Below are 17,577 nucleotides of genomic sequence, written 5' to 3'. Positions count from 1 at the left end.
AAGTCTCACGCGGATGCAAAATAAACTGCATCACTATAGTTCATGAGCAATGGAGATATGAAATGTTTCAAACAATTCTCATTCTTTCACCAGGAATCCTTTTGTCAATTGTGGGCTTTATTTGCTTAACTTTAAGCTTGCGAAACTATAGAATTCAAAAAGAAAAAGGAGAAACAGGATTTAATGGGAATAATCTCCCGCTGCTTATATTCGGAAACGCCAGCATAACAGCTTTTTTTGCAATTATTCTATTTTATATTAATGCAATTATTATACTAATAATTGCATTTTTCTGTTTTATGCTTCTTTTTTTAACAGGAGAAATATTACTTCATAAGCTTGTTATTGCCGGAAAAGAGTATTTTTTTGCATCTCTAATTACAATGCTGGGCGCTTTTTTGTGTCTATTCCTTTTCCCTATAATAACTACTATGCGTGAGCCATTTACGTTAATATACTCAGTATTAATAATGTTTTTAATCTTTGTACAAATAATGTTCATAGATAATTGGAAAAGAAAGAGATTACAAAGAAAGAGATTATCTGGAGAAGCTCATAGAACTGCGTTAACTGATGACTAATCACAAATGCATTTTTCGGCGCCGAAGCGGAGTATTTAGTGCTTATATAATCAAGTAGGGGGTATTTTCTGGATTTCTTCGATGTTTGGCTCGGCTCAGGCCACGGTGCACCTTATGGCCTCTCGGTGACGGCCGATGGCACTACCATGCAGACCGTCAATGCCTCCTACAACGATGTGGGGTAGCTCACGACACTGGTCTATCCAGACGGTGAATTGGTCACCTCTCAGTATGACAATAACGATTACCTGCGCTCAGCCTACTTCGGCGGTGCAGGCACGACCGATCCGGCCACGTTCCTGGTGGGTCAAATCAGCTACACCAACGCTGGACAACTCGCTGGCATGGCCTTTGGCGGTACAGGCCTCACGACCAATGTGCCAACCCCCGTGTTCTCGACGAGTCTCTCCTACGACGGCATTCAGCGGCCGTTGACCAGTACGGCAACTCGTTCCGGCACGACCTTCTGGAGCCAGACGCGCACGTATGACAATGTGGGCAACGTCATCAACCTGAACACGACGGTTCCCACCACAACTAATGGGACGAAGACCAATAGCCAATCGTTCTGTTACGATGATCTCAACCGTTTGGTGTGGTCCGGCAATACCGGAACCCCGACCGGCGGCAATCATTGTGGTCTGGCTCCCAACGGCACCACGGTGAGTACCTATCAGCAATCCTATAGCTATGATGCCCTGGATCGCCTGACCAATGGACCCTCGGGCAGTGAAACCTATGGCACCTTCCCGGCGCACGGCGCAGTCACGCTGGGCAACGTGCCCAACCAGTATGCCAGCTACGACGCCATGGGGAACATGACCTGCCGCAACGTCGATACGACCTCTGGTCACGGCTGTGATGCCGCGCAGAGTGGGGCCATCATGACCTACGACAACGAGGGCCGTCTCGATACCTGGGTAGCCCCCAATGGGACCGTGGCCAGCGATCAATACCTGTATGACAATTCGGGTCAACGGGTGCTGCAGCGAGCCAGTAACACCGTCGGAAGCACGACCACCACCAGCGACACCATCTCCTTTGATGGCTTTACAGATGTCACCATCACCGGCGGTACAACCTCGACCACCAAGTACTACAGCGTTGGTGGACAACGAGTGGCGATGCGCCAGGATGGGACCTTCTCCTACTTGATGCCCGACTTCCTGGGGAGCAACAGCATTGCCTTGTGGGCAGATGGCTCGGTGCAAGCGGTACAACTCTTCTCGCCCTTTGGCGCAACCCGGTACAGTGACGGCACCATGCTTTCGCCGTTCAACTTCATGGGCCAGCGTCTCGATACCCAGACGGGCTTGCTCTACTATAACGCGCGGTATTATGATGCGAATAGCGGTCGCTTTATCAGTGCAGATACGGTAGAGACAAATGGTTCAGGATTGGATCCTTATGCTTATGTTCATGGAAATCCTGAAACTTTCAATGATCCAACTGGTAAACGCCGTCTCGATGAAAACCCAGATGATCAAGAAAACACCGGTAATGATTCAGGTTTGCCTTTTGTAGTTAAAGACCTGTTATATGGCAATGAAAGCGTTGCTGCGGTCGATGGCGGGGAAGACCTTGTAAGAAATACTCTGCGCCAAAATGAAATCAATGCTATAGAGGCCCAGTTAAATGAGCCTGGACCACAGGCACGGAGTACTTTAACAAATTTACTCTATAACGAGCCTCGACCTGGTACTCCTACTACACAGACGCCAAATCTAGGCACAGACAGACCACTTAGTGACATTTACAATGATGCAGTGAATGCCCAAAGCAATGCCCAATATAATAAGCAGAGGCTTGCAGGCGCATCTTCCAATGTAAGATCACCGAATGGCGGTTACGTAACAGAAACTCACCTTAAAGGAGGTGAGACGGCTAATCCTCAAATTGGTGATCAACAAACGTGGACTGCAACAAAAGGTGGTACATGTGGTGGAAGCACAATATTTTGTGCGATAGGCGAGACAAAAAAAGCTGACTTACCAGATCAAATTGTGGTTGTTGAGAAGCAGCAGTCTGGTTTTGCTTCATGTGACGAGTGCCGCATTAATGCATATCGACTGGCTCAATGGTCAGAGAGGCGTGTTTGGGTTGGTACAATTGATGCTAATGGAAACATTAACTGGCTGATATTTGACCCAGTTCGTTAAATTGAGTAATGGCTAGAAGCATTTTTAACTATTTGAAAGGAGGAAATGATTATAATGTCTACATTTTGACATGATTCTGCCTTGCTAAGTAGGCTATGATAATATAAATAGAGTATAAAGCTCAAGAATCTTCTGCATATGCAGAAGATTCTTGAGCTTATCGAATACATTATTTGCCTTTTTTTAAGGCTGCATTTGATGGAGGTATGTCAAATGTCTAAAGGTAGCGTTGAATTGCTGAAATTGCTTGAGGAGAAGGGCATAGAATTCAGCCATGTTGTGTACGACGATAAGGATATTATAAAGAACTTAAGGTGTGTTGTTCGAAATGCGTCCTCAATTCCTGAGGAACTATGGAGCTTAGATACTCTACAGGAACTCGATATAGTAGGCGATCATATTGAAGCTATTCCACCAGATATTCGTAAATTAAAGAGTTTGAGGCAATTATCCATTGCGGGACAACGCATTATATCTTTACCACCCACCATTGGCGAATTGCTGAATTTGCGACAGCTACAGGTAGTCCATACCCGCCTGTCTTCTCTCCCAAAAGAAATTGGTCAATTATCATCCCTTGAATCTCTTATTCTGCAGTATAATCGCCATCTGATATCACTTCCTGAGGAGATAGGATCATTACATGATTTACAGCGTTTAAATTTGAAGTATAATGGTTTAACATCTTTGCCATCGGAGATTAGCTTATTAAAAAAGCTTCGCTTCATTGATGCAACAGCCAATGACTTATCGATTTTTCCTGTATCCGCCTGCTTTGTACTTCAATTGGAAGAGCTATACCTGTCCGAAAATCAACTAGAAGCTATCCCGCGAGAAATTGGACAACTAAAGTGCTTAAAAAAATTGCATCTTTCTCAGAATGTTCTTCGATCGCTTCCTTCTGAGCTTAATGAAATGACATCTTTAATAGATTTGTTCCTTTTTCATAATCAGATAAGAGATCTCCCAGATGATTTATCTTCTTTACAGAAGCTATCCTTTTTGCGTCTAGGTCATAATCAGCTAGAAAAATTTCCAGATGTTCTTTTACAACTTCACCATCTTCTCAGTTTGGACCTGGAATACAATCATTTAAATGAACTCCCGAAAGAAATTGGGCAATTAAGAAGTTTGGAAGATCTTTCTGTGGCTGGTAATAATCTCAAAGAACTCCCGAAAGAAATTGGGCAATTAGAACATTTAGAAGGGCTAGTTGTTGCAGATAATCACTTAGGCAAACTTCCCGTAGAAATCTGGCAGCTACATCATTTGGATTACTTAGATCTGCGCCAGAATCAATTTCGAGAGCTTCCGAAGGAGATGGGGCAACTACGAAAATTAACGACTCTGGATGTATCAGGCAATCCTTTACAAGAAATACCCTTGGAGGTAATGGCACTTCCTGATTTGACTGAATTAAGTAGTGATTTGGAATAGCTAACGCCATGATGTCGCTATATATTGTACCTGCAGATCTTTTCTCGCGCTAGCATGGTAATTTGAAATTTATTCCAGCCAGAGAGGCACGTTCAGGTTCTTCCTACTGTGTTTGAGACTGCTCGGGGCACACCTCTGGAGATAACGAGTGATATGTTCTGCGATGTCATAGGGGATGGCTTCTACTTCTTGGGGAAGCAGGCCGCCTTTAACGACCTGGCACTGAAGGCAGGCGGGAACGACATTTCCGGCTCAAGTCGCGTACCCTGGCTCACTGGGGCGAAATGGTTCAGACTTTCAAAGGAACCCTTGCAGAAGGCGCAGTGCCATTTGTAGCGGTGTATTATGTATCATCAAAAACAACACTTTGGATCAGCAAGAGGAGATGTTTCAACCAGGTCCTCTTGCTGATTTCCCTACTAAGGTTCTCTGTATCGAACCTTCATACATTCAGCAAGCACAAATTTGCCGCCAGTCTTCACAAAGAGCCAGTAGTCTTGTCCGTCCCCTTCCACACAGCCACTCACCCATTCACGATTGAGCCAGATATCCAGAGTGTATCCTATGTCAAGGTGATAGTTTGCAATGCTAGCGTCTCTGGTTCGCAGATGCAATAGCGTCTGTTGTGATCCAGAACCAGCAGGCCCTCATGAATCTGCTGATTGCTCATCATTCGCTGTGTGTTTTCCGTGCTTTTCGTCGGACGGTTTTCACAGGAATAACGGTAGTTTCTCCGATTGGCACCGTTTCCATCTCACGAGGGGTGAGACCTGTTGGTGTCGGTGTATGAGCAAGTTGCTCAATGAGTGTCTGGTGCAGTTCAACTCCTTCGGTAACCAGCAACTTTTCCTCCTCGGTTAATTGTACAAACTCCAACATGCGCAGCAGGTTCGCTTGGCCTTCCAGAAGTTGGTCGGCGAGAGACTCTTTCGGACGGTAAAAGGGACAGCGGGTGCAGGCCATACGGTGTTTGCACTCGGCCCAGAAATCGTTGACACAGTAGCCATGACCCAAGTCGTAGTACTTCCAGGGTTCGCCATGTGCTGCCGCTCCACTGCGTACTGCTTCTTGTCTAAGAGCACCTCAATGGTGGCCAGATTCTGCTCCAGATACCCTGTTTTCGTTACTTTGCTTGCGAGTTTGGTGGGATCAACCTGTACATAATGCTGTGTAGATAAAAGCCTTTTGTGACTAAGATATTGCATCAGTTCATATATGGTTAAGGGCTCCTTCGCATTGTAAAGCTGAGAAGCAATACTAGCCCGTGCTCGATGACTCGTAATATTCCCTCGACTATCTTGTTCAGGAATACCAGCCTTGCGGCACAAATGTGGAATCAGCGAGTTGTTGATGTATGATTTTGCGACACGGACACCTCGGTAGGAGAAGAGAAACTGCACCAATTCGCCTGTCTTTCTATCTAGGTGAGATGGTTGCCCCTTTGGACGAACTTGTTCCCACTCATTGATGCGCTGGATCAGCTGACCAATGGGCCCTCAGGCAGTGAAACCTATGGCAGCTTCCCGGCACACGGAGCGGTCACGCTGGGCAGCGTTCCCAACCAGTATGCCAGCTACGATGCTATGGGTAACATGACCTGCCGCAACGTCGATACGACCTCGGGTCACGGTTGTGATGCTGCTCAAAGTGGGGCCATCATGACCTACGACAATGAGGGCCGTCTCGCCACCTGGGTCGCGCCCAACGGCACCGTGGCCAGCGATCAATACCTGTATGACAATTCGGGTCAACGGGTGCTGCAACGAGCGAGCAACACGGTAGGAAGCACGACCACCACCAGCGATACCATTTCCTTTGATGGCTACATGGATGTGACCATCACCGGCAGTACCACCTCGACCACCAAGTATTACAGTGTTGGTGGACAACGAGTGGCGATGCGCCAGGATGGGACCTTCTCCTACTTGATGCCCGACTTCCTGGGGAGCAACAGCATTGCCCTGCGGGTGGACGGTTCGGTGCAAGCGGTACAACTCTTCTCGCCCTTTGGCGCGACGCGCTATAGCGATGGCACCATGCTCTCACCTTTCAACTTTACCGGCCAGCGTCTCGATACCCAGACGGGCTTGCTCTACTATGGGGCCCGTTATTACGACGCCACGAGTGGACGATTTATTAGTGCCGATACTGTTGAGACGAATGGCTCTGGTTTGGATCCTTTTGCATATGTCAAAGGAAACCCAGAAACTGCAACAGATCCAACAGGTCATGCTCATATCGGACCTGATGGCGGTGAAAATCAAACATCTATTACCTCTCCAGATGGTGTGACTGATGTAAGTACTGTTACTCAATTTGGTACGCCAGTAGATTACACTTATCTTCCTGGTAATACAGAACCATCTTTTGTCACGTATCCTCAATGGTTTAATGATCAGCTTAATAAGGATCCGCATCCCTGTGATGAGAATTGTCAAGCAGGAGAGTTTCTTGTTTCGAGTGCTGTCATAGATGCTGCTCTTCTTATCCAGCCAGAGCTTGAACCCATTGCTCTAGGAGCAGAAGCAGAGGAAATGAATGCCTTAAGAGAGGAAGAAGTTAATACCTTAAACATGGCAGGAGAGGATGCTTTAACTCTAAGCCAGGAAGAAGGAAATGCTTCTATGCTGCCCTGTGAAGGAGGATTGAGTTTTGCCTATGCCACTAAGGTTTCGACTGAGACAGGTAAACAAGACATTGGTCATTTAAAACCCGGAGAAAAAGTCTGGGCGTACAATCAGAAGACGAAAAAGATGGAGCTTGAGCCCATCAGACATGTTTGGATTAACCATGACGATGATCTTGTTGATCTTACTTTAACCACCAAAACTGTTTCTCCAAAAGAAAAAACGACTCATCAGAGTAGTGAAACTTTACATACTAATAAGAAACATCCATTCTTGACGCTTGAAAAAGGGTTTGTTCCAGTTGGACAACTGCATATTGGAATGCATGTCATTGAGGCTAATGGTGTTATTAGCGAAGTGACAGCATGGAAAAGTGTGCCAGGCGTTCAGGTGATGTATAACCTTGAGGTTACCCAAGATCATACGTTTACTGTTGGAGATGGCCAGTGGATTGTTCATAATTGGGGTGATACTGCCTGTAGCAAACTTGCAGCAGACGCTAAAATGCTTTTTCAGAACCTTAAACCTAACAGTGGTAGTCTTAAAGCGATTGCTATATCCAATTCAGAGGATAGCCAGCAAAACGTCATTGGGGGTAGGAATGGAGGTAATTCTGAAACAAATATTGGGGGCTCTAAAGCTATCGATAGCCCTCACAATGGCAAATGTGCCGAAACCCATTGTCTTGCAGATATTTTTAACGCTCTACAAAATGGAGGAAAAATAACTGATTCTGATGGGATCATAAGGGTTGGAGAATATCAAATTAAGGGCAGCCCTCCTTGTGATGCTTGTCAGGGGAATGCGCAACTCTTAGCTAATGCTACAAATCGTACTGTCTACTTGGGATGGTCTGGTGGGATTGCAGTTTTCAATCCTGGCGGTAGTCCGACATTCCTAAGCGTGCCATGAGTATACTTTCGTTTCTGTAAGTGTGCTAAGATAGAGTCAATTTGCCGTGCAAAGTCTACCGGTATGGTAGGCTTTGCCTGTTTGTTGTTAATATCTGCACAAGAAAGTAGGGTAAATTAATGAATGACGAAGCACTAATCCAAAAGATAAAACAAGTATCAGGAAAAATGATACGTTCTGTTGAGTACAATGACTATGGAGATGTAATAAAATTGATCCTCTCCGGGGACGAACAGCGTTCGATTCCATCGGATCTATGGAAACTGAGTCACCTGCAATCTTTGCGACTATCTGGTTTTGACCAAATGGAGCAATTGCCATCTGAGATTTCTCAACTGACACAGTTACAGAATCTTGAGGTTCGCCGATGTGCTCGGTTGTGTACTCTTCCTGAGTCGTTGCAGGCATTATCACACTTGACAACTCTTGATCTTAAAGTGAATCACTTTGAAGAATTTCCTGAAGCAATCCTTGCACTTTCTTCACTGAAGACACTTGATCTGCAAGAGAACGCCATTCAGAATCTTCCAGATGAAATTGTGCAGTTGCAATCTCTTGAAGAACTCATTCTAAATAGAAATCCTTTACACCGTATCTCACCTGCAATTGGACGGCTCACAAATTTGCGTTCTTTATCGCTATTTGCTAGTCCGCTTACCTCTTTGCCCGAAGAATTGTATCAGCTTGAAAGGCTAGAGAAGCTCTTTTTGATGAGTCTTCCTCTGGAGGATATCTCACCTGCAATTGGGAATCTTCACTCGCTTATCGATTTAGGTTTGCATTCGTTGCCCGTTCAATCGCTTCCGGCTGAGTTAAAGCATTTGCACCGTTTAGATTGGCTTGGCATCAGCGACCTTCCCCTTCAAGAACTCTCGCCAGCCGTTTGGGAAATTGCATCTCTTCAGATCCTCAGTATTATGGATATTGCGTTGCGGAGGATTCCATCAGAGATTGTCAATTTGAAGCGATTGAAATTTTTTCGCCTTTGTGGAACGTTGGTCAGCATACTACCTGATACCTTCTGGTCCTTGGAGTTGCTAGAAGAGCTTGTCCTATCGGGGAATCGTTTTCAATCTCTTTCACCTCAGATTGGGAGGCTTCAAAAGCTGCGCTATCTTGATCTCTCTTCTAATAAGTTCACTGCTTTGCCAGCGGAAATTGGTGAGTTACGCAATCTTGAGGAAATTGATCTTAGCGAGCTTCCGTTGTTGCAAACGCCTTCACCTGAAGTAATCGAAAATGCGACACTCGAGGAGATTTTATCCTATTTCCGATCTTTGAAATCTTCTGGTGCATAAACGAATGTCAGATTATGGTGGATTGAGGTGATCTTTGGGCTGTATAACCAATTAAGATTCGACTATTGGATACAGCACTACTACTAGTAACGTCTCAATGCCCATGCCCTTAACGAGCATGTTCTATCATGGCATCCAATACCTGATAACTATCGCAACCCTTGTAATGGAACAACCATCTGGAGCCAGATATGCACGCATGACAATGTGGTCAATATCATCAATTTTGTATTCAAGTTCCTTGAATCTACTAATGTACTTAAACTAATAATCAATCCTTCTGTTACAATGTGAACTCAATTGTCTGGGCTGGCAATACTGGCACTCCGACCGATAGCTGTCATTGCGGTTTGACCCCTAGGGGGATTACTATTGGTGCCTACCAGCAATCCGACAGCTATGATGCCTTGGATTGTTTGATCAATGGTTCCTTGAAGATTGAAACCTATGGCAGCTTTCCGGCATCTGGAGCAGTTACGTTAGGCAACGTTCCCAACCAGTATGCCAGCTACGACGTCACGGGAAACATGACCTCGGGTCACGGGTGTGATGCCGCTCAAAGTGGGGCGATCATGACCTACGACAACGAGGGCCGTCTCGCTATCTGGGTCGCGCCCAACGGCACCGTGGCCAGCGATCAATACCTGTATGACAATTCGGGTCAACGAGTGCTGCAACGAGCCAGCAACACCGTCGGAAGCACGACCATGACGAGTGACACTATCTCCTTCGATGGCTTTACAGATGTCACCATCACTGGCGGCACCACTTCGACTACCAAGTACTACAGTCCAGGTGGACAAAAAGTGGCAATGCGCCAGGATGGCACTTTCTCCTATCTGATGCCTGACTTCCTGGGAGCAACAGCATCGCGCTGCGAGCCGATGGCTCGGTACAGGCGGTGCAACTCTTCTCTCCCTTTGGCTCAACGCGGTACAGTGACGGCACGATGCTCTCGCCCTTCAACTTCACGGGCCAGCGTCTCGATGCCCAGACGGGCTTGCTCTACTATAACGCGCGGTATTATGATGCTTCGAGTAGTGGTCGTTTTTACCAGTGCGGATACGTAGAACCAATGCGTCTGGTTTGATCCCTTTGCGTATGTGAAAGGCAATCCCGAGACGTTTGCCGATCCCACGGGTCATGGCAGATGTAATACGGATGGCGATTGTACGTATGGGTCTGGTCTGCCGCCACCACCTTCTGATCCTTCACCTCCTCCTGGCATCAGTGGCGTTGATGATGCCTGTCACAACATGGCTGTGTGTGGCTCAGGAGGAAGCGGTGGATCTGGTGGAGCTGGAGGAGGTGGTCAACCAACTGCTGGAGGAGGCTCGTCTTGTGGTGGTTGTATGTATCGTACCCCTCCACCAGATGATGAGAATAGTGGGAAATATAGTTCCGATCAAATAAAAAAAATAAAGGAGGCTATGAAACAGAGTAATACGGACTTTAGAAACAGCGTCGCTATTGCTCTTGATGGGATATCCTTGGTTCAAGATGTAGGAAATATGATAGCCGATCTTATTGCTAAAAATTTTGAAGATATAACAGGAGATATTTTAACGCTGCTTGTTCATGGAGTTCAACTTTGGAGAGATATTGCACTAAAGAATGGCGCTACGATTCCGGCAGGAGTATTAGCTGCCATGGCTTTTATCCAAACGTTATCTGCTATGTGGGATGCAGGAAAAACTGTTGTTGAAGCTATAGGCTTCTTCTTCGGCGGAGGATTAAGTAAAGCAATGGCCGATGTTGCTAAGGAAGGCATAAAAGATGTCACAAGTATGATAAAAGACCAAGCTGGATCGATAGTGACCAGCTCTACTGGAGTGTTGAATACCACTATTGCTTGGAGCCAAGTAAACGATGCGTATATTGATTCGGAAACACCTGTTCAAATTGCCCAATGGTGTCAGACGAGCAAAGCATCTGTGTGTGCATGATTTCATTGTTAATGCTTGGCGAACATACCTTAGCTTAAGGGTGTGAGTAGGATTTATGCTTTATGTGCCATTGCATAAAATAAGCTAAGTCATACTTATTTTGCATACTCAATGCGATGTGCGAGTTATTTTCAGACCTAAGCACTACCTTGAAGGAGTGCGATTTCATAAAATCTTTACATGATACGCTAAGAATTGTTTATGGTTTTTAGAGAAGAACTTGCATATCGCGTTCGTACTCTCTGCTAGTTTGTAGCAAAGGTTATATTACAAGCTAGCAGAACCACAAATGATCGTTACGATACTCGGTCATTCTTTGCAGGAAGTTTGTACACATGAAGTTAAAGAATGAGTTGTATGAGTAAAGTGAAAGAGGTGAATATTGAGAAAGTACGTCAATCTTTTAATGAATCTTTATTTTCTAGCATTGTTTTTGTTGGCTTTACTTATATTGCTTGATTTGTTTGTTTTTGAGGGTGTCTTAAGGCTAATTGCTATTTGCGTTACTGTATTGGTTGGGTTGGCTGGCGGAATCTGTCGCGGTTTGGCTAAGGGGAGTTAAAAAAAACATCCGCCGAAAACAAATAAATTACATGCTTAACCAGTCTGTGATACAGCTACACTAAACGGTGTGAGATTGCCTCGCTTTTGTCCAGTTCGAAAACGTGGAAGTTTGGACCACCATCTGGTATAATTCCCGGCTCTGAAAAGAATACTCATGCAGAGGAGCAATTATTTAATTGGGCAACAGGCCAATTAAATAATCGGGCAAAGCCTGGTCAGTCTTATACTGTTAATTACGTTATCGACCCAGCACCATGCTACAAATGTCAACCAAGAATACCGGATTGGGTGGACAAGCTATCAAATATAAATGGGGCGACAATCACCTCAGTCTATTAGTACCTTAGCCCTGATGGAGTATTGCGACAAGTATCAGAGTTGATATTATCCTTATCTAGGATCGAAGGATAAAAATGTCTAGGGGTAAGCCGCATGCAGAAAGAAATCTGTCTTCTTGCAAACGGCTTGCCTGTTTGTTGTCTCTGCACAGAGATAATGATATTAGAGTATTGATTTATACGAGAGAAATAGAAGGAGCACCAGTGATGGCCAATCCAGCACATCTCCAGCTTTTTGACGATCCACAACAATGGGAGGCTTGGCGCCTGCAGTTTCCAGACATTGAGCCAGATTTGAGTGCGAGTGATGTGTCGTCTCTTGATCACCTGGGTAACAGAAATGTACAACGCGTCAATTGGTCAGATGCTGATCTGAGTTACATGAATTTGACGGATGTGAACTTCGACAGAGGCCGCTTCACCCATGCATTCCTCAACTCGGCCCGACTCTGCAATGCCTCTTTTGCGTTTGCTGACATGCGTCACGTAGATCTTTCTTTTGGGCGCTGCCGCGGGGTGAATATGTCTCATGCCAATCTGCAGGAAGCATGGCTGGTGAACGCAAAGATGGAGTATGCGCAGTTGAGGGCTGCCGATTTACGGAAGGTACATCTTAGAAGAGCTGACTTGCGTTTCGCTGATCTTCGAGAGGCAACACTTGCAGGCGCGCACGCGTGCGAAGTGGTGCTCGTGGGTGCTAATGTTGCTGGGGCTGATCTTACGGGCGTTGATTTGAAAGGGGCCGATGTCCGCAGAGTGAATATCCTGGAAACACAACAGGGAAACGATCTCACCCGGATACATTTGAGTCAGGCGAATCTGAACGAACTGAATTTGTGTGGAGCGCTCATGCGAGAAATGGATTTACGACACGTCTATTTCCAGCGTACCGATTTACGGGGGGCGGATCTTCGAGGAGCCAACTTGACTGGAGCTATCTTCGACCAAACGATGATTGATGGTGCCCTCCTTGATGGTGCCCTCCTCGATTGGGATGCGATAACGCGATCCAATGATGTCTTGACCTTGCATAGGAAGCCAAAGGGGTGGTGGCCTGTACATACGCGCCAATGTTGGCGAGACCTCCAGAAGTGGAAGAACGTATAAGCCGCTCATCCATACTTTTCTGTGGTGCTCCTTCTGGTGTGAATCAATGCTGTATTTTTGTGTATGTATGTATGTATGTATGTAGGAAGGAATAATGGTAATGGCCAATCCAGAACATCTTGGCCTGTTTTTTGAGCCCAAGCGTTGGCAAGCATGGCGTCAACAACACTCACACATCCTGCCGGATCTCAGTGGAACCGATCTCTCCGGTGGTGAAGAGTGGACAGATAAATTACAACGAGTGAATGCCTCGAAATGCACATTTCATTATATGAATTTTGCCTGTGCCAATTTTGATGGTGCCCTCTTGGTCGGAGCTTCCTTGAGCTGTGCTTGCTTAATTGAAGCGTCTTTTGTGGGGGCTGATTTGCGTGGCGCTGATCTGTATGCAGCGGCGTGTAGTAATATCAATATGAGTGCGGCCAATGTGCAAGGCGCGTTCCTTGTGGGTGTCTCTATGAATGACGCAACGTTGCGTGATGCGGACTTACAAAAAGCGACGATTCGCAAATCCATTCTTGAATCTTCGGACTTTCGAGGGGCCAATCTTGCAGGCATCTACGCGAGTGAATGTGAGATCTATGATGCCAATGTTGCCGGGGCTGATTTGACTGGAGCTGATTTCCGCTGGACCAATTTATCGAGAACGAACCTCCTGGAAGCTCGCAATGGCCTTGATTTCATGCACCTCAAACTCCGTGGTGCTTTACTAAGAGAGACCAATCTGTATGGAGCGCTCATGAGAAATATGGATTTGAGGAAAGTTAATTTCGCCAAAGCAGATTTACGAGGAGCGGATCTCCGGGGAGCCGACCTCACGAAGGCCTATTTTAAGCAGACGATGGTGGCTGGCACCTTGTTTGATGGAGCGCTTGTGGATTGGGACCAGGTGACGCTATCTCATGATCTTCTGACCTCAAATGATGGACCATACTATGATTATTGGAGGGAGTGGGACAAAGAGGAGGATGAGGAGTGGGATGAAGTGTGAGCATGCACTGTTGGAGGTGTTCTTCGCTACATCTGTGGCGAGGATGACAATGAAGCTATGAATGCACGTGAGGTATCTGCTTTATCATCATTTTTATGAGCTTGGCACACTCTTGTAGAGGTTTTAAAGGCGTTGTTGAGTGCATTTTGCATTGAGAGATAATGAAACTCTCTTTGTCCAACCGGAAGTGCCGCCGGATATGATTATGAGCTTGACCCATTTTGTTTTGGACTACTGGGTCGGTCTCAGCATGAGAACAGATGACAATCCCATCCATTTGTTTTCTCTAAAAAAAGTGAAGCGATATATGTAGACAGCAACGGGGAAGATTTTCGTTGTTTTTTATGTCTTTGCATGGACATGTACCAGTGATTTTGAAGACGAAAGAGATGCTGGTAGACGGGTTGAGACCCGATGGGGCGCTTTTTGTTACCACCGCAACACAGCGACGATGCCCTGGACCGGCTGACTAGTGGACGCTCCGGCAGCGAGACCTATGGCACTTTCCCGGCACACGGCGCGGTCACGCTGGGCAACGTGCCCAACCAGTATGCCAGCTATGATGCCATGGGCAACATGACCTGCCGCAACGTCGACACGACCTCTGGTCACGGCTGTGATGCCGCGGAGAGCGGTGCCATCATGACCTACGACAACGAGGGCCGTCTCGATACCTGGGTGGCACCCAATGGGACTGTGGCCAGTGATCATTTTCTCTATGACAATTCAGGTCAACGGGTGCTGCAACGAGCCAGCAACACCGTCGGAAGCACGACCACGACGAGTGACACTATCTCCTTCGATGGCTACACGGATGTGACGATCACTGGTGGCACGACCTCGACCACCAAATACTACAGTGTTGGTGGACAACGAGTGGCGATGCGCCAGAATGGCACCTTCTCGTATTTGATGCCCGACTTCCTGGGCAGCAATAGCATCGCGTTACGCTCTGATGGTTCGGTGCAAGCGGTGCAACTCTTCTCGCCCTTTGGGGCAACCCGGTACAGTGATGGCACCATGCTTTCGCCTTTCAACTTCACTGGACAACGCTTGGATACCCAGACCGGCCTGCTCTACTATGGTGCTCGCTACTATGACGTCATGAGCGGGCGATTTATCAGTGCGGATACTGTTGAAACGAATGGGTCTGGTCTGGATCCCTATGCCTATGTCAGAGGAAACCCAGAAACTGCAACCGATCCAACTGGGCATTTTCGTGCTATGAATGATGTGAGTGGAAGTAGTACTAGCCTGAGTGATTGGAACAGTGCCTCAACGGCACCTCCTATTTATTCGGCAAGTTCTGGTGGATGGACTAATATCTACACGGATGCATCTGTGCCAGGAGTTCTAGTTTCACCGCAGCCGCCATGTGACTATAATTGTGAAACAGGGAACTTTCTCATCTCATCTGTTTTGATCGATTTAGCTTTGGGAAGCCTCTTTGGACCAGAAGCTTTAGCTGGAGGCCTTCTGGGAGAAGCAGCGGGATTAGCAGCAGATGGTGAAGGAGTTCCACCTACAAGAAATGGTTATGGAGGTGAAGGTTACAAAGATCCTGAAAATCCTGGACCGATTACTAGAGGACCGTATCCAACTCCTTATAATCTCACAAAACAAACATATAGGATGTCTTGCACTGCAGCTTGTGCTGTTATGAAGCTACTAGACGCAGGGGTAACGGGTGACAACGCAACTGAAGATGGAGCAATAGCTGGTTTAGGGATTCAAAATCCAGAGCTGACAGGAGGAGGATTAGAAAATTTACCTTTCTACTTATCTAGGAATGGAGTGGATGGCTATACTTTTTCGAATGATGCTACTATTGATGATTTAGAAACATCTACATCACATGGCAATCCTGCAGTCGCTTCCATAGGAGTAGGAATAAATAAGGATACTAGTGAAATTCAGTTGCATTCAATCATTGTCGATCGTATCGATAGTGAGAACGTGTATGTGCGAGATCCTAGTCCACTCATTGGTAATGGCAATCCTACTTCCTATTCCATATCATTAAGCGCATTCGCGAAAATGTTTAGTGAAAGGGCAGTATTCAAGCGTTAAGTGTCGCCGACGTGTTTTGGTTGCTCATGCTCAAGCAGCCATGCTATTATAATGATAGTATGGCTGCTTAGGTAAAGAATGGATGTTTAAGTATGATGTATGATATTTTTCTTCAGCATGGTTGTTCTTCTCAACCTGACCTGAGTCATGTGATGGAGCAGGTCCCTGTATTAGAAGATTCCTATCTCCAAGCTTGCATTGTTCAGAAGGAACAAGCACCAGGGTTTCTCGGTCTAGACCTATCAGCCTCTTTGGCTTCCATGCTTTTGGAATGCCTGATCGTTGCAGGTGCTGTTGGATACCGACTCTTATCAACCTATCGAACCCCAACGCTCTCTATTGGGCAAGCAAAGGTGTATGCGACACATGTTCTTACACAACAGTGGAATGAGAAATTCCCTGAAACACCTTTTTCTCAGTCGCTGAATATTATTGATAGAGGTGTATGTTGGCAATTTGAAGTCAAGGAGGGGGCTATTACTTTGTTGTTTTTGTGGATAAATTAGATGAACATCTCTGGTCGCGTGAGGACTTGAGGCATCTTAATGACGAGTCTACAGTAATCAAAAGAAAGAAGAGGTACGCAGAAGCATATGCTGCTGGTTTGCCTATGACGCGTTGGCCCGAGCGTTATGATACCTACGACCTTGCAATATCAGGATTTTGCCATACTCAGCCGCATTTACAAGACCTGCTTCAGTCTATTCCTCAACTGACAGATGAATGGTTGCAGGCTCATATTATGAAGAATGAAAGAATGGCTGAGTCGTATGAACAATGGATCGTCTTTCCATTTTTGAAATTGGATCTTCCATATGAGCTAGCCAAAACGTTGGCGCTTCGGTTGCAAGAGGCTGGAGCATGGGCAAATTATATCCCATCCATCTATCGAGAACCTCAAATTCCTCTTTCCGAAGCTCTGCTTATGGCAGAACCGATTATTATGGAACAGCATAAAAGGGTGATTCCTAATGAGCCTTTGGGTCCCGTTAAGTTAGTGGAATGGCTCTGGACCCCTTATTGGCTTTTGGGTACATTTTCTCGGGCGTTATATGAGCAAAATTACTTATATGCTTACATTGACAAGGTTGATGGACATATATGGACTCGGGACGAGCAACAATTATATAGCAGAGAAGGAAAACTTGATTAGTCAACTGCTTAGGAATAGCAATAATTAAAAATGAACGTTTGAAATTTAGAGATGTATTTATTGGTAACGAAGAGAAGGGATAGAAATCCACTAACTGGTGACTACGCAACAAATGCTCTTTCGTAGCCGGACTCTTGTCTGTGGTGACTTGAGAGGAGTTGAGGATGGGCGTTTGAGTAGTCTGCCTTACCGCTGGGGTTTGATCCATAGTGTCCGAGTGGCCTTATGCGTCAGCAATTTTTGTACATTTCACACATGATCAGTCAGTGGTTCACCGGGACAAAATGGTCTAGGCTCTCAAATGGACCCTTGCAGAAGGCGCAGTGCCATGTTTAGTAGCGTAAGGTTTCGGCCCACGCGCCGATTTGCAGAAGATAGGGGTGATTCCTGCTAT

At 46.0% G+C, this 17,577-nt stretch carries 18 protein-coding genes; 13 read left to right on the top strand and 5 right to left on the bottom strand.

Annotation, left to right across the window (positions count from 1 at the left end; genetic code table 11):
- Nucleotides 1-62: 62 nt before the first annotated feature.
- The 3 genes from EL645_RS32765 (at nt 63) to EL645_RS32755 (ending at nt 4,177) form a co-directional block, all read left to right on the top strand.
- On the top strand, nt 63-581 hold the full coding sequence (locus tag EL645_RS32765) for a hypothetical protein (RefSeq protein ID WP_126556668.1): 519 nt from the start codon (nt 63-65) through the stop codon (nt 579-581).
- Between the two features lie 215 nt (nt 582-796).
- On the top strand, nt 797-2,740 hold the full coding sequence (locus tag EL645_RS32760; RefSeq protein WP_126556667.1) for an RHS repeat-associated core domain-containing protein: 1,944 nt from the start codon (nt 797-799) through the stop codon (nt 2,738-2,740).
- A 213-nt stretch (nt 2,741-2,953) separates the two neighbouring features.
- The gene (locus EL645_RS32755) at nt 2,954-4,177 is read left to right on the top strand and encodes a leucine-rich repeat domain-containing protein (RefSeq protein ID WP_161977891.1); all 1,224 of its coding nucleotides are present in this window, start codon (nt 2,954-2,956) and stop codon (nt 4,175-4,177) included.
- A gap of 419 nt (nt 4,178-4,596) precedes the next feature.
- Here EL645_RS32755 and EL645_RS45995 read toward each other — a convergent pair whose 3' ends face one another.
- Genes EL645_RS45995 through EL645_RS39730 form a run of 4 tightly spaced genes read right to left on the bottom strand, consistent with a single transcriptional unit; the run spans nt 4,597 to nt 6,162 of the window.
- Nucleotides 4,597-4,791 (bottom strand): DUF5348 domain-containing protein, encoded by a 195-nt coding sequence (locus tag EL645_RS45995; protein WP_161977890.1) that lies wholly within the window; start codon nt 4,789-4,791, stop codon nt 4,597-4,599.
- 55 nt (nt 4,792-4,846) lie between these two features.
- Nucleotides 4,847-5,056 (bottom strand): hypothetical protein, encoded by a 210-nt coding sequence (locus EL645_RS32745; protein WP_126556664.1) that lies wholly within the window; start codon nt 5,054-5,056, stop codon nt 4,847-4,849.
- Nucleotides 5,035-5,646 carry a tyrosine-type recombinase/integrase gene (locus EL645_RS45990; RefSeq protein ID WP_371865839.1) on the bottom strand — a complete coding sequence of 204 codons (612 nt, stop codon included), beginning with the start codon at nt 5,644-5,646 and terminating at the stop codon, nt 5,035-5,037. The genes EL645_RS32745 and EL645_RS45990 overlap by 22 nt, the downstream gene beginning before the upstream one ends.
- Nucleotides 5,647-5,673: 27 nt before the next feature.
- A complete protein-coding gene (locus EL645_RS39730) occupies nt 5,674-6,162 on the bottom strand; it encodes a hypothetical protein (protein WP_161977887.1) in 489 nt (162 codons plus the stop codon).
- On the opposite strand from EL645_RS39730, the gene EL645_RS32735 reads away from it, so the two are divergent.
- Nucleotides 6,076-7,716, top strand: a complete 1,641-nt coding sequence (locus EL645_RS32735; RefSeq protein ID WP_503827033.1) for an RHS repeat-associated core domain-containing protein — start codon at nt 6,076-6,078, stop codon at nt 7,714-7,716. The genes EL645_RS39730 and EL645_RS32735 overlap by 87 nt on opposite strands.
- Nucleotides 7,717-7,835: 119 nt before the next feature.
- Entirely contained in the window at nt 7,836-9,014 is a 1,179-nt protein-coding gene (locus EL645_RS32730) for a leucine-rich repeat domain-containing protein (RefSeq protein ID WP_126556662.1), read from the top strand.
- A 479-nt stretch (nt 9,015-9,493) separates the two neighbouring features.
- On the opposite strand, the gene EL645_RS45985 is transcribed toward EL645_RS32730, so the two are convergent.
- Nucleotides 9,494-9,817, bottom strand: coding sequence for a hypothetical protein (locus EL645_RS45985; protein ID WP_126556661.1), 324 nt, complete (start codon nt 9,815-9,817; stop codon nt 9,494-9,496).
- A 146-nt stretch (nt 9,818-9,963) separates the two neighbouring features.
- On the opposite strand from EL645_RS45985, the gene EL645_RS45980 reads away from it, so the two are divergent.
- From EL645_RS45980 to EL645_RS32685, 8 genes are all read left to right on the top strand, one after another.
- A complete protein-coding gene (locus EL645_RS45980; RefSeq protein ID WP_371865838.1) occupies nt 9,964-10,104 on the top strand; it encodes an RHS repeat-associated core domain-containing protein in 141 nt (46 codons plus the stop codon).
- Nucleotides 10,105-10,139: 35 nt separating this feature from the next.
- A complete protein-coding gene (locus tag EL645_RS32715; RefSeq protein WP_136625334.1) occupies nt 10,140-10,427 on the top strand; it encodes a hypothetical protein in 288 nt (95 codons plus the stop codon).
- A gap of 17 nt (nt 10,428-10,444) precedes the next feature.
- Nucleotides 10,445-10,960, top strand: coding sequence for a hypothetical protein (locus tag EL645_RS32710; RefSeq protein WP_126556658.1), 516 nt, complete (start codon nt 10,445-10,447; stop codon nt 10,958-10,960).
- A gap of 1,109 nt (nt 10,961-12,069) precedes the next feature.
- Complete coding sequence (locus EL645_RS32705; protein WP_161977885.1) at nt 12,070-12,969, top strand: pentapeptide repeat-containing protein; 900 nt, start codon at nt 12,070-12,072, stop codon at nt 12,967-12,969.
- A gap of 100 nt (nt 12,970-13,069) precedes the next feature.
- Nucleotides 13,070-13,960 carry a pentapeptide repeat-containing protein gene (locus EL645_RS32700; RefSeq protein WP_161977884.1) on the top strand — a complete coding sequence of 297 codons (891 nt, stop codon included), beginning with the start codon at nt 13,070-13,072 and terminating at the stop codon, nt 13,958-13,960.
- A gap of 426 nt (nt 13,961-14,386) precedes the next feature.
- Entirely contained in the window at nt 14,387-16,030 is a 1,644-nt protein-coding gene (locus EL645_RS32695; protein WP_161977883.1) for an RHS repeat-associated core domain-containing protein, read from the top strand.
- 92 nt (nt 16,031-16,122) lie between these two features.
- Nucleotides 16,123-16,536 carry a hypothetical protein gene (locus EL645_RS32690; RefSeq protein ID WP_126556654.1) on the top strand — a complete coding sequence of 138 codons (414 nt, stop codon included), beginning with the start codon at nt 16,123-16,125 and terminating at the stop codon, nt 16,534-16,536.
- The gene (locus EL645_RS32685) at nt 16,524-17,183 is read left to right on the top strand and encodes a hypothetical protein (protein ID WP_126556653.1); all 660 of its coding nucleotides are present in this window, start codon (nt 16,524-16,526) and stop codon (nt 17,181-17,183) included. The genes EL645_RS32690 and EL645_RS32685 overlap by 13 nt, the downstream gene beginning before the upstream one ends.
- Nucleotides 17,184-17,577 lie beyond the last annotated feature (394 nt).

The sequence above is a fragment of the Dictyobacter kobayashii genome (genome assembly GCF_003967555.1).
Lineage (GTDB): Bacteria > Chloroflexota > Ktedonobacteria > Ktedonobacterales > Ktedonobacteraceae > Dictyobacter > Dictyobacter kobayashii.
Note: the sequence above shows the minus strand (reverse complement) of the source record. Positions and strands in the feature narration are given on the sequence as shown.

Coding starts and splice junctions, on each gene's coding strand:
- EL645_RS32745 (WP_126556664.1), bottom strand. CDS start 5,056: ATGTTGGAGTTTGTACAATTAACCGAGGAGGAAAAGTTGCTGGTTACC.
- EL645_RS32735 (WP_503827033.1), top strand. CDS start 6,076: ATGCGCCAGGATGGGACCTTCTCCTACTTGATGCCCGACTTCCTGGGG.
- EL645_RS32710 (WP_126556658.1), top strand. CDS start 10,445: ATGAAACAGAGTAATACGGACTTTAGAAACAGCGTCGCTATTGCTCTT.
- EL645_RS32765 (WP_126556668.1), top strand. CDS start 63: ATGTTTCAAACAATTCTCATTCTTTCACCAGGAATCCTTTTGTCAATT.
- EL645_RS32705 (WP_161977885.1), top strand. CDS start 12,070: ATGGCCAATCCAGCACATCTCCAGCTTTTTGACGATCCACAACAATGG.
- EL645_RS32730 (WP_126556662.1), top strand. CDS start 7,836: ATGAATGACGAAGCACTAATCCAAAAGATAAAACAAGTATCAGGAAAA.
- EL645_RS32700 (WP_161977884.1), top strand. CDS start 13,070: ATGGCCAATCCAGAACATCTTGGCCTGTTTTTTGAGCCCAAGCGTTGG.
- EL645_RS45980 (WP_371865838.1), top strand. CDS start 9,964: ATGCTCTCGCCCTTCAACTTCACGGGCCAGCGTCTCGATGCCCAGACG.
- EL645_RS32755 (WP_161977891.1), top strand. CDS start 2,954: ATGTCTAAAGGTAGCGTTGAATTGCTGAAATTGCTTGAGGAGAAGGGC.
- EL645_RS32690 (WP_126556654.1), top strand. CDS start 16,123: ATGATGTATGATATTTTTCTTCAGCATGGTTGTTCTTCTCAACCTGAC.